The organism is Bacteroides sp. BFG-606 (assembly GCF_024788145.1).
GTDB classification, from domain to species: Bacteria; Bacteroidota; Bacteroidia; order Bacteroidales; family Bacteroidaceae; genus Bacteroides; species Bacteroides vicugnae.
Map to the genome: position 1 here is coordinate 1260093 of NZ_JANUIL010000001.1, position 23791 is coordinate 1283883.

The 23791-nt window shown below is 43.9% G+C and carries 11 protein-coding genes and 1 pseudogene; 8 read left to right on the forward strand and 4 right to left on the reverse strand.

What is annotated here, in order from left to right; translation table 11 throughout:
* Window positions 1-243: 243 nt before the first annotated feature.
* The 7 genes and pseudogenes from NXV01_RS04555 to NXV01_RS04585 all read left to right on the forward strand — a co-directional run bounded on the left by NXV01_RS04555 (window position 244) and on the right by NXV01_RS04585 (window position 12898).
* Window positions 244-3517 (forward strand): annotated as a pseudogene (locus NXV01_RS04555) (SusC/RagA family TonB-linked outer membrane protein).
* A gap of 29 nt (window positions 3518-3546) precedes the next feature.
* Entirely contained in the window at window positions 3547-5358 is a 1812-nt protein-coding gene (locus NXV01_RS04560) for a RagB/SusD family nutrient uptake outer membrane protein (protein WP_259021804.1), read from the forward strand.
* A 20-nt stretch (window positions 5359-5378) separates the two neighbouring features.
* Complete coding sequence (locus NXV01_RS04565) at window positions 5379-7193, forward strand: heparinase II/III family protein (RefSeq protein WP_259021805.1); 1815 nt, start codon at window positions 5379-5381, stop codon at window positions 7191-7193.
* Between the two features lie 21 nt (window positions 7194-7214).
* The gene (locus tag NXV01_RS04570) at window positions 7215-9146 is read left to right on the forward strand and encodes a heparinase II/III-family protein (protein ID WP_259021806.1); all 1932 of its coding nucleotides are present in this window, start codon (window positions 7215-7217) and stop codon (window positions 9144-9146) included.
* 14 nt (window positions 9147-9160) lie between these two features.
* Window positions 9161-10342, forward strand: coding sequence for a glycoside hydrolase family 88 protein (locus NXV01_RS04575; RefSeq protein WP_117933363.1), 1182 nt, complete (start codon window positions 9161-9163; stop codon window positions 10340-10342).
* Between the two features lie 12 nt (window positions 10343-10354).
* Window positions 10355-10828, forward strand: coding sequence for a hypothetical protein (locus tag NXV01_RS04580; protein ID WP_004324161.1), 474 nt, complete (start codon window positions 10355-10357; stop codon window positions 10826-10828).
* Between the two features lie 30 nt (window positions 10829-10858).
* Window positions 10859-12898 carry a fimbrillin family protein gene (locus NXV01_RS04585; RefSeq protein WP_259021807.1) on the forward strand — a complete coding sequence of 680 codons (2040 nt, stop codon included), beginning with the start codon at window positions 10859-10861 and terminating at the stop codon, window positions 12896-12898.
* Window positions 12899-13679: 781 nt separating this feature from the next.
* On the opposite strand, the gene NXV01_RS04590 is transcribed toward NXV01_RS04585, so the two are convergent.
* Window positions 13680-15359 carry a SulP family inorganic anion transporter gene (locus NXV01_RS04590; protein WP_148367720.1) on the reverse strand — a complete coding sequence of 560 codons (1680 nt, stop codon included), beginning with the start codon at window positions 15357-15359 and terminating at the stop codon, window positions 13680-13682.
* Window positions 15360-15606: 247 nt separating this feature from the next.
* On the opposite strand from NXV01_RS04590, the gene rbr reads away from it, so the two are divergent.
* The gene (gene rbr, locus NXV01_RS04595; protein ID WP_148367721.1) at window positions 15607-16185 is read left to right on the forward strand and encodes a rubrerythrin; all 579 of its coding nucleotides are present in this window, start codon (window positions 15607-15609) and stop codon (window positions 16183-16185) included.
* 199 nt (window positions 16186-16384) lie between these two features.
* Here rbr and NXV01_RS04600 read toward each other — a convergent pair whose 3' ends face one another.
* From NXV01_RS04600 to NXV01_RS04610, 3 genes are all read right to left on the reverse strand, one after another.
* Window positions 16385-20338 carry a two-component regulator propeller domain-containing protein gene (locus tag NXV01_RS04600; protein ID WP_259021808.1) on the reverse strand — a complete coding sequence of 1318 codons (3954 nt, stop codon included), beginning with the start codon at window positions 20336-20338 and terminating at the stop codon, window positions 16385-16387.
* 117 nt (window positions 20339-20455) lie between these two features.
* On the reverse strand, window positions 20456-22159 hold the full coding sequence (locus tag NXV01_RS04605) for a hypothetical protein (protein ID WP_259021809.1): 1704 nt from the start codon (window positions 22157-22159) through the stop codon (window positions 20456-20458).
* A gap of 59 nt (window positions 22160-22218) precedes the next feature.
* Window positions 22219-23772, reverse strand: coding sequence for a RagB/SusD family nutrient uptake outer membrane protein (locus tag NXV01_RS04610; protein ID WP_258978902.1), 1554 nt, complete (start codon window positions 23770-23772; stop codon window positions 22219-22221).
* Between the last annotated feature and the right edge of the window lie 19 nt (window positions 23773-23791).

Consider the following 23791-nt stretch of genomic DNA (forward strand, 5'->3'; position numbering starts at 1 on the left):
GAATAGTTATTAGGTATCGGGCAAAAATACAATCTATTTTTAAATATGGAATAAGAATAGCTGGTCATTTTCTGATAAAAGCTAGTCGAAATCTTAAAAGCTGGTTTTTCCTTTTCATTCTCGGCCGAATTTTCTTAATTAGTGGCATCAATCGCCTAAACAGTATTATTAGGTTGGTTAAATATCCCATTTCTTTGCACTGTGAGTATTTAACAACCTAATTGTTTCATTAAATCTAATCAAATGGAAAAGAAGCATTATCTATTATTTTTATTGGCTTCGCTCTTTTTTACTGACAGATGTGGTGTGGGCACAGACATCTGCTACAGTAAGTGGAGTAGTGATCGATGAGAATGGAGAAACCCTGCCGGGTGTTTCCGTCGTCGAAGTAGGTACAACGAACGGTGTCTTGACAGATTTGAACGGGCACTACACCTTAAAAACAACTTCTGCCAAACCTTCTGTTTCTTTCAGTTACATTGGTTATCAAACCACCACGCTTCCCCTGAACGGACGCACGAAACTCGACGTCCGGATGAAGGTGGAAACGAAAGTACTGGATGAAGTAGTGGTAGTGGGTTACGGTGTGCAGAAGAAAGTGAACCTGACCGGTTCCGTGACTTCCATCAACTTTGCCGACCAGACGGAGGGACGTCCCATCATGAGTGTTTCTTCCGCTCTTTCGGGACTCGCTGCCGGTATGAACGTGACGCAGGCTTCGGGACAACCCGGATCGGACGGCGCCACCATCCGCGTGCGTGGTAACGGTACGTTTAATACCAACTCCCCATTGGTACTGGTAGACGGTATTGAATGGAGCATGGACAACGTGAATCCCAACGACATTGAAAGCATCTCCGTACTGAAAGACGCTGCCTCAACAGCTATTTATGGTACGCGTGCCGCTAACGGAGTGATCCTCATCACCACCAAAAGCGGAAAAGGCAAGCCGCAAATCTCCTATTCTTATTCGGGAGTCGTGCAAATGCCTTACAACAACCTCTCTTTCGTAAGCGACTACGCCCGCTATATGGGACTGGTCAACGAGGCTTGCGAAAATGTGAATACCAAAGGCATTTTCTCGCAGGAAAGCATTGACCGCTGGAGGGCTGCTTCTGCCGATCCGAACGGACTGAACGAATACGGAGTGCCCAATTACGTGGCCTATCCGAACACGAACTGGTTCGACGAAGTATTCGACACCGGATATTCGCAGGAACACAACCTCTCTGTCTCCGGCAGCTCGGAGAAAGTGAAGTATATGCTTTCCTTGGGCTATCTCGACAATCAGGGAGTCATGAACCGCTGGAACCTCGATTCAAGTACGCAGAAAATCAATTTCCGTACCAATCTGGAAGCCAAGATTGTGAAGTGGATGACCGTCGGTACCCGCCTTTACGGACAAAAGCAGGATTACGGGATGGCAAACATCAGCAATGGATTCAAGTATCTCTACCAGACTACTCCGGGTGTATATCCGGGCGAACCGAACTACTGGGGACGTCCCGCACTGGCAAGTGAAGAATCTTCCAATGCCAATAATATCTTCGGGCAGATGGCGGGAGCTACCGGTTTCAATACCGTATGGCGTCTCAACGCTTCAGTCTACGGAATTATCACTCCTTATAAAGGCCTCAACATCGAAGGTACATTCAACTATTCGCCGACATTTACCGACAAGTCTTCCTATAGCCGCCAGAATGGTTATTGGGACTACGTGACCGACCAACGTGTCAGCGAAAGCGCACTGGAGAACGCTTCCATTACCAATACAAGCGCGCGCACCTGGCGTCAGAGTGCCGAAATACTGGTACGCTATCATACCACCATCAAGAAAGACCACGATCTGGGTGCATTACTCGGATATTCCGCACAGGAATATTACAGCAAGAGCTTTGCCGTTTCCCGTAAAGGAGCTACTGACTGGACACTGAACGAATTGAGCACCTATGAAACGCTCGTCAGCTCTTCCAGCTCGGCACCTGCCAAATGGGGACTGCTCTCCTATTTCGGCCGTGTCAACTATGGATATAAAGGACGCTACCTCTTCGAAGCCAACCTCCGTGCCGATGCCTCTTCCCGTTTCGGTGTGAACCAGCGTTGGGGATATTTCCCCTCGTTCTCCGGTGGATGGCGTATCTCGGAAGAATCGTTCATGCAGGGAGCATCCGACTATCTCTCCAACTTGAAACTGCGTGTTTCGTGGGGAAAGACAGGTAACAACTCTACGGGCAACTACGACTGGCAGGCAAATTATGCCACAGGCAATGTCGTAATCGATGGTGAAGGAACTAAAGGACTGGTACGTAAAAAACTAAGCAACGACAAACTGCATTGGGAAAGTACCGCAACAACCGACATCGGACTGGACTTCGGTTTCTTCAACAACCGCCTGACGGGTGAAATAGACTACTATAATAAATATACTTCAGACATTCTCTACCATCCCGAACTCTATCTCTCGATGGGTGTTGTCGGCTCTGCTCCCGAAAATCTGGGTGAAGTGCGCAACCGCGGTGTAGAATTTACCCTGAACTGGAACGACCGTATCGGAAAAGACTTTGAATACCGGGTAGGCATGAACTTCTCTTTCAATGCCAATAAGGTAATGAAATTCAAGGGCGATCTCCAGAAATACTGGACGTATGATGCACAGGGAAACAAAGTCAGCTATGTCAACAACTTCAGTGATGTGTCCGAATCCGGATTCGGAGGATACATCTGTGAAGGTCGCCAACTGGGTGAAACCTATATGTATAAGGTGTACAGAGGTTCCGGCGAAGGCTATACCGGAGGTGCGGTGGACGTCCATGCGGGACCGAAGGACGGAATGATACGTACAAAGGAAGACATGGTATGGGTACAGGCCATGATTGACTCCGGTTATTCATTCGGAGGAATGAAGACGATTGCCAAAGACCAGCTTTGGTATGGTGACATTCTCTATGCCGACAGCAATGGGGATATGAACTATGGTGATACGAACGACAGGGATTTCTCCGGTCATACCAGTGTGCCGAAATTCAACCTGGGCTTCAACTGTGCTTTCTCTTACAAGAATATTGATTTCTCCATGTTGTGGTCGGGAGCTTTCGGACATTACCTCAACTGGAATACGGATTACTACAACTCCACGCTCGTGAGTCACGGATATGGCATTATCGAACATATTGCCGACAATCATTACTTCTTCGATCCTTCCAATCCGGACGATTCGCGCACCAACCAGTCGGGCAAATACCCCCGTCTGACGTATGGAACTACGTATAATAACAGAATCCAGAGTGATTGGAACGAATATAAGGCCGACTATTTCAAGTTGAAGAATATCCAGATAGGCTATACATTGCCGCAGAGGATTTCCAGTAAGTTCTTTGTAAGCAAGCTCCGTGCTTTCGTGTCGATGGATAACATCCTGACGATTACCAGTTACCCGGGACTTGATCCGGAAATAGGAACTGAAATCGGCTACCCATTGATGCGTCAGATCTCTTTTGGCGGACAGATTACCTTTTAATGATGTAGAACTAAAAAACAGAATCTGATATGAAAAAGATATTAATGATTTTAACGATGGCTCTGGCTGCTACCTCCTGCATGGATATTCTCGATGTAGCCCCGGAAGACCAGATCGCAAGTGAAAACATGTGGACTACGGAGGAGCTTGCCGACAAGGGAATGGCAGGACTCTACTATCCGTTCTATGCCACCCAACTCTCGTCTACCCAGCTCCGGCGTGCCGACGGTTTGAACCGCCAGGGAATCGAAGCCATGAGCTTCGCAACCGATTATTATTCCAACAACTATCCGGTGGAACTGCTTTCGCTGGCTACCAAACCTGCCAATGACTTTCAGGTGTGGTATGAATGGAAGTTCTGTTACACCATCATCCATGCGTGTAACGATGCGATTGCCAATCTGCATAAAGCGGATATGGCTGCCGGTAAACTGGCGCGTTATCAATGCGAAGCCCGTTTCCTCCGTGCGTGGGCCTACAATCGGCTGAATATGCTTTATCAGGGTGTTCCCGTTTATCTGGAACCCATCAATAATGAAGACTGTACGCGTGGTCAATCTTCGGTAGATGAAGTCTGGCAAGTGATTCTGGACGATTTGACGTATTGTATCAATAATCCCGATTTCCCCCATAACACGCTGAACGAAAACTACGGACGCCCCTCCAAGGGAGCTGCTTATGCGCTTCGTGGCATGGTGTATATGTGGAAGAAGCAATACAAGGAAGCAGGCAACGATTTCAAAGAAGTGGAAACCTGCGGCTACGGCTTGTGGACAGGCGAATATGCCGACTTCTTCAAATATGAAAACGAGAAAGACAAAGAAATGATTTTCTCACTCCAGTTTAGCGAAGAAACCGGTTACTGTGACAACATTCAGCAAATGACCGGTGCGCGTGATACGTATGACGGATGGACGGAAATAAAACCTTCCGCAGACTTTGTAGACTATTATAAGAATGCCGACGGATCGGACTTCAAATGGTCGGAAGTAGACGGTTTGGAAGATTGGGACTTATTGACTCCGCAACAACGTGAAATCTTCTTCTGCCGTGACGGGTTGGAATCCATGTCCTCACAAAAGAATGCCCTTATCAAACGCGTAGGTGAAGATATTTATCAGAAATACTACCTGAACAGTGGTAACGAAGCCCGCATTAAAAAGGCGTATGACAACCGCGATCCACGTTTGCAACAGACAGTCGTTACCCCTTATATCCCGGTAGATTGCTACAAGCCTAACTATGCCGGAGATGCCGACCAAATCGGTAAACAACTCCGCTGGCCGTTGAAGGAACAAGGCACGAATGGAGGAGACTTCTGGCTCGATAAACGTACTTCCGCTTTCTACTGCTATCGTAAATACAATGAGTTTGAGAAAGGCCGCTTGATTAGCCGGAGCCGTTGTCATACCGACTGGCCGTTGATTCGCTATACCGATGTATTGTTACAGTATGCGGAAGCATTGGCACAGACCGACCAGATAGGAGAAGCCATCCGCCTGGTGAATAAAGTACGTACCCGCGCCCATATGCCTGTGTTGACAGAGGGCGGAAGCGGTCCGTGCGCAGTGAACGGAAAAGAAGACATGCTCGAAAGAGTGCGCTATGAACGTCGCGTGGAATTCTGTCTGGAAGGAATCAACTTCTTCGACGAAGTACGTTGGGGAACCTATAAGGAAACCAAATTCCAGGGGAAAGACGTGAATGGCGGCAAGTCCTGGTGGGGCGATATGGTAGAGTATAACTGGTATTACACCGAATCTATGTGGCCGTGGACTGCTCCTATCTCTGAAACGCAGAAGAACCCGAACCTGACTAAACGAAGCGGTTGGGCGTATTAATCATAAAGATTTGAATAAGGATGAAGAAAATACTTTTACTATTACTCATTTTTGTATTCGGTTGCACAGGTGCGTTTGCACAACAGTTTGATTATGGCAAGATAGCGCCTCATCCCCGTCTGTTATTGCCGGAGGGCGGAGAAGAAGCTATTAAGAAAGCTATTGCGGAGTATCCCCCGTTGGCAGCAGTTCACCAACGGATCATGGAACTTTGCGACCGGACACTTACAGAACCACCTGTGGAACGTATCAAGGAGGGCAAACGCCTGTTGGCGATTTCGCGCATCGCATTGAAGCGTATCTATTACCTCTCATACGCTTACCGTATGACGGGAGATAAGAAATACGCTCACCGTGCGGAACAGGAGATGCTCGCTGTCAGCCGTTTCACGGACTGGAACCCTACTCATTTCCTGGATGTAGGCGAGATGGTAATGGCATTGGCTATCGGTTACGACTGGCTCTATGATTCTTTGCAGCCCGACACCCGCCGGGTGGTGCGTGAAGCAATCATCGAAAAAGGATTTGATGCGGCAAAGAATACTCGTCATGCCTGGTTCTACACTGCCAAGAATAACTGGAATTCCGTATGTAATAGTGGATTGGCGTATGGTGCACTGGCTCTTTTCGAAGAGATTCCGGAGATTTCGAAAGGTATTATCGAGAAATGCATGGAGACAAATCCGAAAGCGATGGTAGGCTATGGTCCTGATGGAGGTTATCCCGAAGGATTCGGATATTGGGGGTACGGGACGAGTTTTCAGGTAATGCTCATTGCTGCGCTCGAAAGTGCTTTCGGCACAGACAATGGGCTCTCCCAAGCCCCCGGATTTAAGAAGTCTGCCCGTTTCATGCAGTATATGACGGCTCCGAGTGGAGACTGCTTCTGTTTCTCGGATTCTCCGGTAGAGGCGGAATGTAACATGATGATGTTCTGGTTTGCAGGCAAGGAGAAAGACCTTTCCCTGTTGTGGATTGAACGTCAGTATCTCGACCGTCCGGATATGCAGTTTGCCGAAGACCGTTTACTGCCCAGCCTGATGGTGTTCTGTTCACAGCTCGACCTGAACCGGATCGGAAAGCCGAAGAAAAACTTCTGGTTTAACCGCGGAGATACGCCTGTGTTTATCTACCGTGGCGGATGGGACAGTAAGAAAGACACCTATCTGGGAGTGAAAGGAGGTTCGCCCTCTACCTCTCATGCACACATGGATGCCGGGTCGTTTATCTTCGAGAGAGACGGAGTGCGTTGGGCGATGGACTTGGGGATGCAGAGTTATATCACACTCGAAAGTAAGGGAGTGGACCTGTGGAATATGTCGCAGAACGGACAACGCTGGGAAGTATTCCGGTTAAGCAATATCGCTCACAATACGTTGACGATTAACGGAGAACGCCATTTGGTAGAGAGCAATGCCCCGATTACCCGTACTTTCGAGTCGAAGAAACAGAAAGGGGCGGAAGTAGACCTGTCGAGTGTGTTTGCCAACAGTGTGAAGAAAGCTGTCCGCACCGTGATATTGGACAGGAAAGACCATCTGGAGGTAATAGACCGGTTGGAGACGGGCGATAAGGAAGCTACCGTATCCTGGATGATGGTCACCCCGGCAGAAGCCAAGATTACGGGCAAGAACCGCATAGAATTGACTAAAGACGGACAACGGATGCTCCTGACAGCAGATACCGGTACGGAAGTAGAAATGAAAATCTGGTCCAACGTGCCCCCGCATGAATATGATTTCCGCAATCCGGGAACCATCCGCGTTGGCTTTGAAACGGTGATTCCTGCCCATCGTGCCTCGCAACTGAAAGTACGACTTATTCCTTTGAAGTAATACAAATAAATTCATTGAACCATGAAAACGATTCTTTTTAAAACAATCATCATAGCTTTCTTCGTAGGAACAGCCGTAAGTTGTTCTGATGAGGATGAGAACAGATTCCGTCCGGGATCTACCCATGAGAAACCGAATCCTACGGAGCCGGAGGGTGGACTGGATTATTCCAGACTGACTGCGGATAACCATCCTCGTCTGTTGATGAACGCCGAGGCTTTCACTGCATTGAAAGCCAAAGTGGATGCAAATACGAGTGCCAATCTGACTTTGCTGCATAACACCATTATGGGAGTGTGCAACAGCAAAGGGATGAATGCAACGGCACTGACTTATAAACTGGATGCTAGCAACAAACGTATTCTCGACGTTTCCCGTGATGCTCTATTGCGTATTTTCACCTGTGCTTATGCCTACCGGATGACTGGCGATGCCAAATACCTGACTAAAGCGGAAACCGATATCAATGCTGTATGCAACTTTCCCGACTGGAACTCGAAACGTCATTTTCTCGATGTGGGCGAAATGGCTACGGCCGTTGCTTTCGGCTACGACTGGCTCTATAACGAACTAAGCGCCTCCACCCGTACGAAAGCAGCCAACGCATTGCTGAAGTTTGCTTTCCAACAGGCACAGAACAAGAACTGGAACCTGAACTTCTATGAAGCTACCAACAACTGGAACCAGGTTTGTAATGGCGGACTGGTCTGTGCGGCACTGGCTTCTTATGAAAACAATCCTTCCGAAGCAAAGGACATGATTGAAAAGGCTTTAGCATCCAATAAACCTGCATTGGAAGTGATGTATTCTCCCGACGGCAACTATCCGGAGGGCAGCGGTTACTGGTGTTACGGCACACTTTATCAGGTGTTGATGCTTGCCGCCCTCAACAGTACGCTTGGCACGGATAACGGACTTTCCGATACACCGGGATTCTCCAAAACGGCAGAATATATGTTGTATATGACAGGGCTGAACAGCAAGTTCTTTAATTATTCGGACTGTGCTCCCTCTTCTACCGCAGCACTCGCTTCGTGGTGGTTTGCCGATAAATACAGTAACCCGTCATTGCTCTATAATGAACTGAAAATGCTGAAGAACGGTGAATATGCTTCCTGTGCCGAAAACCGCCTATTGCCAATGATTATGGCTTTCGCCAATAATCTGAATCTGGATGCGATCTCCGCCCCTTCCAATAAGCTATGGAGTGGAAAAGGGGAAACGCCCGTCGTGATGGTGCATACCGACTGGACATACACGGATACGGATAAATACCTCGGTATCAAAGGCGGCAAGGCCGGTTCTAGTCATGGACACATGGATGCCGGTTCATTTGTATACGATGCGTATGGAGTGCGTTGGTCGATGGATTTCGGTCTGCAAAGTTATACAACTCTTGAGTCGGTACTGGCCGGTTTGGGTGGTAATCTTTGGGATATGGGACAGAATTCGATGCGTTGGGATGTATTCCGCCTGAATAATCTCAATCATAGCACGATCTCAATCAATGATGCCCGTCACCGGGTGGACGGTGCGGCTACCCTGACCACTACCATCAACACTGCTACGGAATTGGGAGCCACTTTCGATCTGACAGAAGTAGTGTCCGATCAGGCTGCATCCGCTACCCGTACCGTGAAAATCGTGAACGATAAAGATTTAGTGGTCATGGATGAGATAAGGGCAAGAACGGATAAATCCGCCAAAGTGCGCTGGTGTATGGTGACCCCTGCCGTCCCGACGGTGGAAAGTAACCGCATCGTACTAACTAACGGAAGCAAAGTGATGTATCTCACAGCCAGCGGAACCGTGAAGCCTACCTACAAAACATGGAGTACTACCAGTGAAAACTCTTATGACCAGGCTAATCCGGGTACTTATATGGTCGGCTTTGAAGCAACGGTCACAGCCAACCAGACTGCCACATTTACTACAACCCTGTCCCCCAAATAAAATGAATTGAACGTATGAGAATCTTATTATTATCTATACTAGGACTTCTAACATTGGCATCCTGCTCCAGGCAGGAGCCAATGGAGGCGCTGATTGACCGTGTGTTTACCGTTGCAGAGCAACAATACACGAATATGGATACCCGCCTGACGGAAAAGACACTTCCCCGCACGCTCTCTGCCGAGGGTGAGTTTGTCCCTTCGAATATCTATTGGTGGTGCAGCGGGTTCTATCCCGGCTCCCTCTGGTATATCTATGAATATACCCGGAACGATGCCGTGAAGGCGCTGGCCGAGAAGAATACGCTGAAACTCGACTCTATACAGTACGTGACCAGAGATCACGATGTAGGTTTCCAGTTGAACTGCAGTTATGGGAATGCTTTCCGGCTGACGGGCAATGAGGCTTATAAACAGGTGCTCTATCAGGGAGCCAAATCCCTGTCAACCCGCTTCCAACCTACTGCCGGTGTAATCCGTAGCTGGGACTTTGTGCGCAAAGGTTGTGACTGGAAGTTTCCGGTGATTATTGACAATATGATGAATCTTGAATTGCTGTTATCCATGTCGAAAGCCTATGCCGATGATTCTTTGCAGAACATAGCCTGCACACATGCCAACACCACTATCCTGAATCATTTCCGCGATGATTACTCTACGTATCATCTGGTGGACTACGATCCTGAAACCGGAGAAGTGCGCGGCAAGCAGACTGTGCAGGGTTTCTCGGACAATTCTTCTTGGAGTCGCGGACAGGCATGGGCCTTGTATAGCTATACGATGATGTTCCGCCTGACGGGTTATCAGAATTATCTGTTGCAAGCCGGACATATTGCCGATATGCTGCTCCGCCGTCTACCTGCCGACGGTATTCCTTACTGGGACTTTGACGCTCCGGTGGAAGAACACTCCTATCGGGATGCTTCTGCTGCCGCTATCATGGCCTCTGCTTTTATCGAGCTAAGCCGCTATATCCCCGGAACGGAAGCCAAGGAATCTTATCTTGCCATGGCGGAAAAGCAACTCCGCACGCTTGCCTCGAAAGAGTATCTGGCCGAACCGGATACGAACGGGAACTTCCTCCTGAAGCATAGCGTGGGCGCACTTCCAGATAAAAGCGAAGTAGATGTCCCTCTGACGTATGCCGATTATTACTTTTTAGAAGCATTGCTACGGTATAAGAATCTACAAAAATAAAACTAATACAATATGATTATGAAGAACTTACATATAAGCATGGCATTTATCTTCGTATTACTGCTGATAACTGCCTCCTGTTCGGACAAGGATGATTCGGCTCCACGTGTCATCCCCACCATGAACCTGACAGTTTCGGAGATTGCAGACAATACGGCTCTGATTACTTCCGAACAGCAAACAGGTACTACATTCGGAGCGAAAGTCATTGATTTCTATCCGGTGGCCGACATCGGCTTTGACTATAACATTGAAGTGAAGCTGGTGAAATTCGTAGAAGAAAACGGAGAACCGGTATCTCTGCCCTATACCCGTAAAGTCACCGAAGGATTGCGTCCGGGAGTGAATTATATCAGTGCTATCATTGCCTATAATGCCGAGGGGCGTGCTGTGTGTTCCGCTTTTCAAACTTGGAAAGCGGCAGGAACAGAAGGCGCATGGAGTGATGGCGGTTCTGCCGGTGATCTGGAAGAGAATGAATGGTAAACGAGGATGTAACCTAAAAGAATGAATGGTATGAAAAATAAATTATATGCAATAGGTGTAACGATTCTGATGATGACAAGTTGCACACAGGACGAGCTTATTTCGTCCGATAACGGCCGGGAACCGGTAATGGAAGGTTCATGTCTGACGCTGGTCGGACTCTCGTCTCCGCAGACGCGTGTTTCTATCGGTGATAAAACAGGTGATGTTTATCCGGTGCTTTGGAGTGAGGGGGATGCCTTGGGAGTTTTCTCCCGTACGGCAGGGACTGATATTCACAATGTGCAGTCTTTGTTAAGTGATGAATCGATCGGGCAGAATTCCGGTGTCTTTACTTCGGACGATGTGAAGATGGCGGAAGCAGGAGCTACGGAACTTCTTATCTATTACCCGTACCGGGCAAGTACGGAACTGGCCGAAGACGGGAACAAGATTACTTCTTCCTTGTCTGTAGAGCAGGGGCAAAGTCGTCCGGGTGATAGTCATCATATTGGAAAGTATGGGTTTGCATTTGCCAAGGCAACAGTCAGCGGTCCGGATATGCTTGCCAAATTTACGTTGAGTCATGCGATGGCTTATGTGAAGTTCAGCATCTCGTCGCAGGAACTTTCTACGTACAGGCTAAAGAGTGTTTCCCTGTACGACAAGGAGACGAAAACGCCTCTTTCCGGTACGTTTACCGCGAATCTGGATACGGACGAGTTGACATACGGTACGGATGTCAAGCCGTATGCCACTGTTTCACTGGCTACTCCCGAGTTGCTGGCTTCCGCACAGGATCTATATCTGACTACGTATCCTGCTGATTTAAGCGGCAAAGAGGTGTATATTGTGGTCACTCTGGAGAATGACCGGCAGACGGTTACGATTCCTATTCTAAAGGAAGGAAAGCAGTTGAAAGCCAATGCAGTCAATACGATTGCTATTAATAACTTGAAACTTTCGGATAATTCCTGTGAATGGTATGAGCCTGTAGAGACACGTCTGCTGGCAGGCGGATGGGCTTATGGCGAATCCAACTGTCTGATGACGAATATTTCGGCCAGTGGTGTGAGCAATACGATTAGTGTGAAGGCACGTGGTAACTTCATGGAAGTGGAAGAACCTAAGTATGCAAAGACTATTCTCGGGTGCGATTTGAATGTTAATCATAAGATGATTGCTGTGAATGGTTCTACTACGGACATCACTCCCGTTGGCGGTGATTACAATATTACGATCAATACCTATAAGGTAAGTGGAGGTTATGACGGCGGTTGCGGTCAGGTGGCTATCTATGGAGAGGATCAGACTACTGTTATCTGGAGTTTTATTATCTGGATGACCCCTACTCCGGCAGAACACCCTTATGGTAATACGGGATATGTAGTGTTGGATCGTAATTTGGGTACTTACATGACATGCGAAGGAGACAACTGGAAGCAAAACGGTGTTTACTTCCAGTGGGGACGTCCTACGCCGGTGGGCTGGTCGGGAACCGTGGGTACTAACATACCTACTCAAGCCACCAATGTCCGCTTCTCTATCGAAAATCCTCGTGCATTGCTTTATACCAATGAAGTGGAGAATACAAAATCCGACTGGTATCTGGGTGCATGGACCGGTGCACGTACCGACCGTAAGGATGACTTCTGGGGTAATCCGAACGAATCGAGCACTTATCTCAATCCTTCTGACGGTCATAAATCTATTTATGATCCTTGTCCGAAAGGGTATCGGGTAGTGTCTCCCCGTGTATTGGATGAGATAGAGCAGAAAGGTGAATTTGTGAAACAGAGCGCAACTGCGGTATTTAAATATTGCTATGATGGTACAAACTATGCTTATTGGCCGTTAGCAGGTTGTAAGTGGGGATCTAATGGTGGAAATAATGGTAATAATACAGGGCTGGATGCTAGCAAGGGTGCTGCTTGCTATTGGTCCAACTCATCGGCAAGTAGTTATGGAAATGATAAGGATCAGGGAGCTACTTCCTTGTATTATAAAGTTTCCGATAAGACGTGGACTCACTCTTCCGGTCGTTCTCATGCATTCTCTGTACGGTGTATGAAAGATACCGAGAATCGTTAGGCTTATGGGGCTGTATGAGGAAATAGAGTTTTCCATCTCTGTTCCATTTTTAAGATTCAGAAGAAAACCGGAATAAGATAAAAGGACCTAATAGAAGAAAAAGTGCATATTCAGTTGCAAGAATATGCGCTTTTTCTTTTTATATTGCATTTATTTCCTTGAAATATGCAATATATGGTGTCACTAAACCATCGGTTTGGTGTAATCAAAGCTTCGGTTTGTTTAAAACAAACGCTCTCTTTGGTATAAACAAACCGTCGGTTCCTTTTAAAGGAAGCGAAACTGGGTTTTGGGAGAGCAGAATTAGAGCTGGTTGGTCTTTCTTTTCTGTTGGTTTGTAAATAGCAATCTGATATGTGTCTGACGATATAGTGACTTTTTATACTTTTAAAAGGTCTGCTTTACTGCAATTTGTCTAGCAATAATAGGTGTTTGGTGCCGCTTGCGAATTGTGCTGTTTTAAATTGCAGGCGTTTTTTCTGATTCAGAAGAGAGGAGCTCGAATTATGAGGCACAGAATAGATAAAATATGCGTTTCTTCATATTGATTCCGTCTGTCTCCTGCATACGATTTATTGAATGCTCATCTTCATATAAACGATGGTATCTTTGCCATGAGCAAAGGTTTGTTTACTACTTGTGAAACTTAAATAAATGACATCATACTCTTTCTGTTTTTAATTTAAAGAAAGAAGGGCTGCCGGAGAAGTGATTCTGTAGCAGCCCGTTTTGTTGTAAATTGTTTTTGTGTAATACGTCTTTTACGCTTTCAGTAGCTCATTTATTTTACAAGGCTCTTCGCCCTCTCCAACGCTACATTGATATTCGGACAGATATTCTCTTTTCCAAGCAGTTCGTAGAATCCGGCTTTTTCCAGTACGTTATGCACGTTCTCGTTTACTCCGGAAAGGATAACGGTGGTTTTTTCCTTCTGTGACATCTCGCAGAGGGTGGTCAGATTATGAATACCTGTGGAGTCGATGAACGGAACCTTACGCATACGGATAATACGTACTTTCGGACGGTCTCCCAGTTGAGCCATGGTTTCTTCAAATTTGGTAGCGATACCGAAGAAGTAAGGACCATTGATTTCGTATACCTCTATGCCTTTGGGAATCATCAGGTTTTCTTCGTGTACGGTAATATCCGATTCTTTATTAGGGTCAATCTCGTCGGTAATCACCGAGATTTCGGTAGTCTCCATGACACGCTTCATGAAGAGGACGCAGGCAATCACCAATCCTACCTCGATAGCGACAGTCAAGTCGAAGATTACGGTCAGGAAGAAAGTAATCAGCAATACGGTGACATCTGATTTCGGGTTCTTCAATAAAGCTCTGAACACACGCCATCCGCTCATGTTATAAGATACGATGACCAGTACCCCGGCAAGGCACGCCATCGGGATATATTGTGCGAGGGGCATCAGGAAGAGCAGAATCAGAAGCAGTATCACTGCATGGATAATTCCGGCTATCGGTGTTTTACCTCCGTTGTTGATATTCGTCATGGTACGGGCAATGGCTCCGGTAGCGGGAATACCTCCGAACAGGGGGGCTATGATATTGGCTGCTCCTTGGGCGATCAGTTCTGTATTGGAATCGTGGCGGTCGCCTATCACACCGTCGGCTACAGTGGCGGACAGCAGGGATTCGATGGCTCCCAGTACGGCGATGGTGATGGCTACCGGAAACAATTCTCTGATAGCTTCCCAATTCAGTGCAGGCACAGTGGCATCAGGCAATTCCGATTTGATGGTGAAACGGTCGCCGATGGTCTGGATGCAGTCGATTCCACCGAAAGTTTTCATCAGATAAACGGCTACTGTGACAACGATGATGGCAATCAGTGAGCCGGGAATTTTCTTTGAGAATTTCGGAGTGATGGCGATGATGATAATGCTGGCAAAACTTACGATGGTATTCCACCAGTTGATAGTATCGAAATGACGGAAATAGATCATCCACTTCCCGACGAAGTCCCCCGGTACTTTCTCGTCTCCGAAAGACAGACCGAAAATATCGGCGATCTGGGTCGTGAAAATAGTGACAGCAATACCGCTGGTAAAACCGACGATGATAGGATAAGGGATGAACTTGATAACCGCTCCGAGCTTGAACACTCCTAATAAAATAAGGAGTACACCTGCCATGAGTGTGGCTACAATCAGTCCGGCTTCGCCGTATTGCTGGATGATGCCGTAGATAATGACGATAAATGCTCCTGTCGGGCCACCGATCTGGACTTTGCTTCCTCCCAACAGGGAAATGATAAATCCGGCAATGATAGCGGTAATAATACCTTTTTCGGGCGATACCCCCGAAGCAATACCGAAGGCAATGGCTAATGGCAACGCAACGATCCCTACGATGATACCTGCCATCAAGTCGGCCATGAACGTTTCTTTTGAGTAATTCTTTAAACAAGAAACCAGTTTGGGTTTAAATTCAAATAGCTTCATTATTATTAGTTGTTATGTATATATTCAGCCCTTTTGTAAAGTAGAGGTTGCAAAATTATATAAAATAATCGAAAGAAGTGTGTTTTTCAACATACTATTTATTTGTTGATAGGTTTTATCGATGAGCTGATAGTTATTATTAATTGAAGAAAAGGTGGTTTGTTATGAACAAATCGCGTATATTTGTGTTATAAATAGTACGACAAGTTACGTATGGTAATCAACCAATTTAAAATAGATTAGAATTATGGCTAAGAGTATTAAAGGAACTCAAACAGAGAAGAATCTGTTGACTTCATTCGCAGGAGAATCACAGGCAAGAATGCGTTACACTTATTTTGCAAGTGTGGCAAAGAAAGAAGGTTACGAACAAATCGCTGCCATTTTCACAGAAACAGCTGATCAGGAAAAAGAGCATGCAAAACGTATGTTCAAGTTCCTCGAAGGCGGTATGGTAGAAATCACTGCCAGCTATCCGGCTGGTGTAATCGGTAATACGCTTGAGAATCTTCGCGCTGCAGCAGCGGGTGAACATGAAGAATGGTCACTGGATTATCCTCACTTTGCTGATGTGGCAGAACAGGAAGGTTTCCCGATGATTGCTGCTATGTACCGCAATATCTCCATCGCTGAAAAAGGTCACGAAGAAAGATACCTTGCTTTCGTGAACAACATCGAAAATATGACTGTATTCGCTAAAGAAGGCGAAGTGGTATGGCAATGCCGTAACTGCGGTTATATTACTGTAGGTAAGGAAGCTCCTGAAGTTTGCCCGGCATGTCTGCATCCGCAGGCTTACTTCGAGGTGAAGAAAGAAAACTATTGATCTACGGATTGATTAAATAAAAAGGCTTTCCGAAAAAAGTACTATTTGCTATCATTTTGCTCTGTCATCCTGTTTGTGGAAGAATTCGCGCTTTATATTAAAGAAGAGATGCTTCACAATATTTTGACCATGCTTTGAACAAAGTTAATGACAGATTGATAGGATTTATTTATTTTTCGGATAGCCTTTTTTATATTATCTATTGATTCCGGTAATCCTTTGGAGATACACCGTATTGCTTTAAAAATTCTCGATAGAAATAAGATTTATTAGAGAATCCACATCTGAACATAATCTCGGATACAGTCAATTTAGTTGTCCTTAGTAGTTTGGCTGCATATTCCAGTCTGATGCCTCGTACAAACTCACTCGGAGTTTTATCTATTATTTCTTTGAACTTCCGATATAAAGTAGCTTTACTCACTCCTACGAACTCGGCAATAGAAGAAGGGCTTAATAACTCATCATCTATATTATTTTTTATGAAATCTGTCACATTCTGTATTAACTCTTCGTCTTCCGGATGAAGCACAATCCCGTCTTTTACTTTCACAGAAGACATGCTGGAATTAAAGTAGTCTTTTAAAAGCATCTGCCTCGACAGTAGATTCTCTATTGCGGATATAACCTGCCTTGGGTGAAATGGTTTGACGATATAAGCATCTGCACCATGATTAAAGGCATTAATTTGGTCTTCTACAGAAGCTTTTGCCGATATTCCTATAATTGGAATATAGCTTGTTTTCAAATCGGATTTCAACTTATGAATTAGACTTAAACCGTCCATATTGGGCATGACAATATCACTTATAATAATATCAGGATGATTGTGTTCTATCTCTTTCAAAGCCTCCATCCCGTCTTTTGCTTCATGTATCACATAATCGGAGAGGACATCTTTAAGTAGATCCCTGATATTCTTTTCATCTTCCACTATCAGTATGACAGTGTCTTTGCGAGGAGATAAGTCGTCCTGCTCGTTTTTTTCTTTCTGCAACGAATCCTTTTCATCTGTTACAACAAGTGAATGATCGGATGGTAAAGGAGGAATTACAACTGAAAATTCTACATTTTTTCCTAGCTCACTGCTTACGCTTATCTGCCCACCTAATAATTCAACCAGGCTCTTTGTTAGATTTAAACCTATGCCATTGCTTACAGAGTTACCCAATTTTGGAGTATCAAATATCTTATACTTATCAAATATCTCTGCCATCTGTTGCTCTGTTAACCCCTTACCTGAATTTCTTACAATCAGATATAAGGTTTTATCAGGTTCATTCTGTGATATTTCAACGTGAATATATCCATAACGAGGAGTATATTTGAAAGCATTCGATAGCAGATTGAATATAATTTTCTCCAAAGCATTGCGGTCGGAATATATCTCTGACGTATCATGCGTCTCTACCTTGAAGTCTATTTTATTCTCTTTTAGTATATCCACATAATTATTGGAAGCATATTCCATTAATGTTTTCACATTCACACTTTCAGGATGCAAATCCATATTGCTCGATTTAGTTTTACGAAACTCCATTAACTCACTAATCAGCTTCTGCATCCTTTCGGCATTATTCTTTATTATTTGAAGATACTTCTTTGTGTTACTATCTAGCCCATTCTGTTCCAATAAGTGTTGTGCAGGTGTATAAATCAAAGTCAGTGGAGTAAAGAACTCATGTGCCACATTAGTGAAAAAGTTTAGCCGGGATTCATATATCTTCTGTTCATGCCGTTTCTCTATCTGGGCTATAAGAATCTGACGGCTTAACCGTATGCGGTTTTTGATAACAGACTTTGTAATATAGAAGATAATAACGCATAATATGGCATAAATAATCAATGCCGGGACACTAAGCCACCACGGATAACCTACTTTTATGGTTAAGTGATAAATGTTATCTCCCCATACTTTGTCTCCATTCGTGCTCTTCACTTCAAATTGATATTCACCCGGAGGAAGTTGGGTAAAAATAATATTCGGATTATTACCCATTTCCACCCAATCGTCCGAATGGTTCTTCAAGCGGTAAGCATATTCGCAGTTTTCATTGTTAATAAAGTCTTTGGCTATGAAATTGAAAGTCATGAATCTTTCTTCGTAGCTAAGTTTCAACACTCCTTTTTTGATTCGTTCATTAATATCCTGCACCGTATTATATATCTTCAAACTACTTAATATAAGTGAAGGATTAAACTTGCGCAAATGTATATTTCGAGGATTGAAATAACTAAACCCGCTTACTCCTCCAAAATATAAGAAATTACGTTTATCCTTGAAGAAAGCTCCATCAGAGAATTCATCATTCTGCAATCCATCATTCAAAGTATAATTATCTATTTTATTGCTTCTTATATTCAAGCTAGACAACCCCTGATTGGTACTGATCCATATATTTCCTTCATGATCTTTTAATATTCCGTGAATCGTTTTATTATTCAATTTCTCGTCGGCATATTGTATCAGATGAAAATCATTCTCCTCCTTTTTCAATTCGTTCAGTCCATAACTTGTCCCTATCCATATACCGGTATCATCGCGCAGTAAACACAATACATCATTATTGGTGAGTAAAATCCGACTGTCTATATCCTCCAATGATTTTATGCCGTTATTTTTGATATTAATGCAGTTTAAGCCTCCGCCACGTGTGCCAAACCATAACATATTGTCTTTCGGGTCGGATGTAATGGCATAAACAACATCATTATTCAATGAGATATTCTTATCTGACGAGTTGTATTGCCGGAATCCTTTAACGTGGTAGCGACCTTGTTCTCTGGAAATATTTATTTTGATTAAGCCATACCCTGATGTACCGATCCATAAAAGAGAATCATTATTCGTAAAATAAATATTGTACACAGCCTTGAAGGGTGGGTATTTATCAGGTATCTCTAGTTTTTCCAATCGTCCTGTAGCGGCATTCAATATATTAATTCCGGTTCCTTCCGTTCCGATAAAAATATCATTGGCTTTATTTCTTTTCAATGCATAGACGGAATTGGATATCAATCCTTTACTCTCATTCAGATAATCTGCCAACTCTTTAGTTTCAGGATTCAACAGCTTTATTCCGCTTCCTTTTGTGCCTATCAGAATATTACCATCTTCATCCTCACAAAAACATCTCACAGGGTGGCTAGTGTGAACGGTTTCAAACAAAGAATCATAATGATAAAGCTGAATTAGTCCTTGTCCGTCCGTACCTATCCACAATATATTCTGGCTGCCGGAATAAAGAGTGAAAACTGACAACTGGTTGGAAAGTTCGTTCAGATAGGTAAAAGTCTTCTTTCTTAAATCATAATTAATACAGCCACCTTCTATAAAGCTGACGAACATATTATCCTCTGCTAAAATAGCTTGCGATACAGGTTTGTTACTATCCAGTTCAATGTCTTGGGAAACTGTAAAGTCGGGCTTCAAAAGGAAAATCCTGTTGTCTTTATTCAAGATAAATCTGCCTTTCGACAGAAATATTTTATCTACAGGAGTATGTATGCCGACTGTGCGTAAATCATCCTGCTTTCCTCCGTTCACAAGTAGATTATAACTCAAATATACAGAGCTTCCATTATTTAAAAGAAAAAGCACATGATCAGAATCACTCACAGAATAATCCTTTACATGACTTGCAAAGTCTGTGTTAATCGGATTAAACTCATCTTCAGAATCATTATAAACAAAGAAACCAAGCCCTTTTATAAGACAGATGATATCTCCTGCCGCACTCTTTCCTAAAATAAAAGACTTTTCCTGATTAGGTACTTTATTGTCTGTTCTCAAATAATACCTTGTTATCTGACGAGTTCGTTTATCTAGCCGATTAACTCCATTATCTGTTGCTATCCATAAGCTACCCTTACATTCAATAATCTGTCGGATAACGTTATTACTTATAGAATTCGGATTGTTTTTGCTATATCTGAATGTTGTAATTTCTCTTCCATTATACGCATTTAGTCCATCCCATGTCCCAATCCAGATCGTGTGTTCCTCATCTTCCAAAATACAGTTTACCGAGTTATTTGTCAGTCCGTTAACATTTGATATGTGTTTTGATACATTAAATGCATAAGACTTTATGGGAGTAACAAATGCAATAATCAAAATAAAAATTATTTGTACGTATAAGATGTTTCTCATGTAAATGAATGTTATTTATACGGTTAGGATGATAGCAAATATAAGGAATTTATTTTATTCCACGCATATTTTTATCGGTAACAGAGGATTATAAGATTATGAAATAATCCACCTGAACTACAAACGATAATCTATGATTTCACCGTCAACAACCAATTTACCATGCTTCTTTATTTTCTTTGCCGAAGAAGGAATACAAACAATAGTGACGGCATTATCAGGGTCTAGGATAATGCTTGTTTCACCCATACAATTCTTCTTTATGTATTGCTTGGATACCAGATCATATAAGTCCGTAGGTTCAGTAAAGTGTTGATTCAAGGTTACTTCTTTGGCCTCAAAATAAGGATTGAATAAAAGATAAGTAGGATATTTTCTTGTGGAATAAAAGTCTGTGACATTGCAATCCAGTTGGAGAATACATTCTACATTAGTAGTATCTACAATAGAAGCTAACATGCCTACCCAAGCCGAACCATACAAGCAAATATCCGTAGCCGAAGACATGGTTTTTACCTGATCCCCAATAGCATAGGGGCCCTCATCGGACAATAATCCCTGGAACGGTTCAAAATGGTTGCCATGATACAAGTCCTTCCTCAATCCTTCATAGCAAATGACATGTTGAGGATCGCCTTCCCAAATGGAACTTGACTGGCGGTTGCGGGGGTGCTCGTCTGCATAAAATAAGCGACAGGCGTTTGCCAGGTTCAGCATCCATTTACCTATTGTGGAAGCATAAGCTGGGTTGTATTTTACAATTGGAACAAGTGCGGCAGCTTGTGAAAAGGTGTTCATGGCAAAAGCATATTGTTCATCCTTTTTTTGTCCTACCAATCCGTGTACGTCGTATTTGTTCCAACGCTCGCACATCACTCCCCATCCGTCACGGTCAGAGTTATTACCGTCAAAGCACCAGTTAAGCATTTTCAGTTCATCATAAGTGGTTCCAAGTTCCGCATTCATACGTACTGCCAGGTAAGCTCCGTAGGGCATCATTATCTCATAGAAAGTGCCTTCTTTTGAGGGACGGTTCTGCAAGAATGCCATGCATTGACGTGTAGCATTCAGATATTTTTTATCTCCGTATTTAATCCAGGAGATGTATTGCAACCAAGCAAGTCCTGCGGCTGCATCTGGTTCGCGCCATACTTTATTATGATACCCTTTGCGGTTCTTAAAGTTGAAGGCGGTGAAGTTGAAGTCCGGATATTCCCTGCCTTCACTCAAGTCTTGGATAGCAGAATACCAGTTGTCGACAGTGATCTTCATCGGCTCCTGCATCTCTGTTTTTTGAGGATATAAATCTACCAGCATAGAATAAGCCATTGCCGGCCATATCTCATACCAGAAACTTTCTCCGGCTTTTCTGTCGAGTCCGTTCAATATAAGATTTGTTCCATTCTTTTTGTTGAAGAATTGGCGTATCATCGATACATAATCTTTTCCGTCATCATTGCTTTTGTCTACTCCTATCAGACTTGCACTAATGAGTGATCCCATAGTGGGAAGAGACTCATAAGAGTTTCCTCCTAAACGTCTTTTATCTACGTAGCTTGGAAGTCCGAAAGTGCGGAATGGAAAGTTTATTTGAGAGTCGTCCCACCAGATAAGAGGTAAGCTCTGTCCTTTGGCGTTGAAATCGTAAAATAGTTTATCCTGCTTCGTTGTTATATCTTTCCAGTTTTTCATTTTATAAGGGAAAGGTATGTTAGGCATATACTGTACTAAATGGATATCTTTTTGCTCTATCGGCTTTTGTGCTGACAGGTTGTTGAGAAAGAAAAAACCTGTTACGAGAAATAATAATGTCTTTTTCATGGTCAGTTGGTTGTTAAAAGAGGGCGGATTTTATAACCCGCCCCATCATTTTATTCATATTAATAACCCGGATTTTGGGAAAGAATATTGTTACTCTTATCCCTTTCACCTTGTGGTATAGGAAACAGATAATCTCTGTCGTCCCTAAAATTGGCACCTTTCGATGTATTATATTTTGTTGCATAAGCACGCATCACGGTTCCGAAACGTTTTTGCCTCATTAGGTCATCCCGTCTCCAGCCTTCCATAGCCAATTCGCAGCGACGCTCCTTCCAAATGATTTCTTTTAGACGTTCTGGGTTCGTTTCTGTTATGTCGGGCAGGGTATTAGCTGTTGTAGCAGGAACATACGTCTGTTGATCTCTTCTCGGATCTATCGGATTAGTTTTGCGGGCTCTTTCTCTTACATCATTCAGGAAAGGAAGTGCAAGCCCTGGTTTTCCATTTTCGTTTAATACTTCGGCATACATTAAGAGGACATCGGAGTAACGGATCAAACGAATGTTGTAACTAATCATCCAGACGTCGAAACCTGTTTTTTCTATTGCTGGTACAGTCATTTTGTAATCATGATAACCGCTTGGAGATTCAGCGTTGTCTTGCGCTTCAGTATCACCTTTATATCTGTCACCAGTTTGTGTGAATACGTAGGTAATACGTGGGTCATCTGCGTCAAAGGCATTATAGAGATCTTGAGTCGGTACGTGAAATCCATATCCCTGATAACCGGAGATGCGTCTGCTTGTAAAGAAGTGGGGAACATTGGTACCTGTGGCAATGTTTTTATCATATACTTTGTTGGCAATCTCAAATACAGATTCCGAGCTGTTTTCATATTCAGTACGCCAGTTCATGCCATAATCGCTCAATAATGTATAGTCTTTGTCTACTTCAATAATATCATGAAGTACAGTTTCGGCAGAGGCAAAATCACCTTTGAACATATATGTTTTAGCAAGCATTGTTTTTGCAAAGCCACGTGTTACACGATAAGCATCATCATCAGAGTAATCTCCTTTGGCGGGAAGTGCAGAGGCATCGGTTAAATCACTCACAATACATTCATATACCTTCTCCAATGGGGAACGGGGTATTTGCAGTATTTCAGCGGGTTGCATTGGCGTAGTGATTAAAGGAACTTCTCCGAATGTACTGACCAGGCAATAATAACCGAATGCTCTCAATGCTTTTGCCTCGTTTGCATAACGCGTCAATAGTTCTTCATTTCCTATTGCATTAGGGGCATAATAAATCACATCGTTACAGCGATTAATCAATCTGTACAGTATCTCCCAACGACGCCCTACTTCGCCATTAGTTGTGTAGACAGTAAAGTCGGACAAGTCGCGTACTTCGGCACGGTCACCGTCATTACCTCCTCCTTTTAGGGCATCATCAGTGCTACAATCACCTACAAAATAATGATTTAATGCATATTCATTCCAAGTTGTACGTAATTGAAGATAAGCTCCTGTCAAGGCTTGTTCAATATCGCTTTCCTTCTGATAATAATTATCGCTTGTGGTTTTACCATAACTTGGTTCGTCGAGAGAGCAGCTATACAACCCCACTCCGGCAAGAGCCCAGCATATTATATATAATATTTTTCTCATAATGTAATGTCTTTTTAGC

Excerpts from the sequence above, each read along its gene's own strand:
- NXV01_RS04560 (WP_259021804.1), top strand. The coding sequence starts at position 3,547 with ATGAAAAAGATATTAATGATTTTAACGATGGCTCTGGCTGCTACCTCC.
- NXV01_RS04565 (WP_259021805.1), top strand. The coding sequence starts at position 5,379 with ATGAAGAAAATACTTTTACTATTACTCATTTTTGTATTCGGTTGCACA.
- NXV01_RS04570 (WP_259021806.1), top strand. The coding sequence starts at position 7,215 with ATGAAAACGATTCTTTTTAAAACAATCATCATAGCTTTCTTCGTAGGA.
- NXV01_RS04575 (WP_117933363.1), top strand. The coding sequence starts at position 9,161 with ATGAGAATCTTATTATTATCTATACTAGGACTTCTAACATTGGCATCC.
- NXV01_RS04580 (WP_004324161.1), top strand. The coding sequence starts at position 10,355 with ATGATTATGAAGAACTTACATATAAGCATGGCATTTATCTTCGTATTA.
- NXV01_RS04585 (WP_259021807.1), top strand. The coding sequence starts at position 10,859 with ATGAAAAATAAATTATATGCAATAGGTGTAACGATTCTGATGATGACA.
- NXV01_RS04590 (WP_148367720.1), bottom strand. The coding sequence starts at position 15,359 with ATGAAGCTATTTGAATTTAAACCCAAACTGGTTTCTTGTTTAAAGAAT.
- rbr (WP_148367721.1), top strand. The coding sequence starts at position 15,607 with ATGGCTAAGAGTATTAAAGGAACTCAAACAGAGAAGAATCTGTTGACT.
- NXV01_RS04600 (WP_259021808.1), bottom strand. The coding sequence starts at position 20,338 with ATGAGAAACATCTTATACGTACAAATAATTTTTATTTTGATTATTGCA.
- NXV01_RS04605 (WP_259021809.1), bottom strand. The coding sequence starts at position 22,159 with ATGAAAAAGACATTATTATTTCTCGTAACAGGTTTTTTCTTTCTCAAC.
- NXV01_RS04610 (WP_258978902.1), bottom strand. The coding sequence starts at position 23,772 with ATGAGAAAAATATTATATATAATATGCTGGGCTCTTGCCGGAGTGGGG.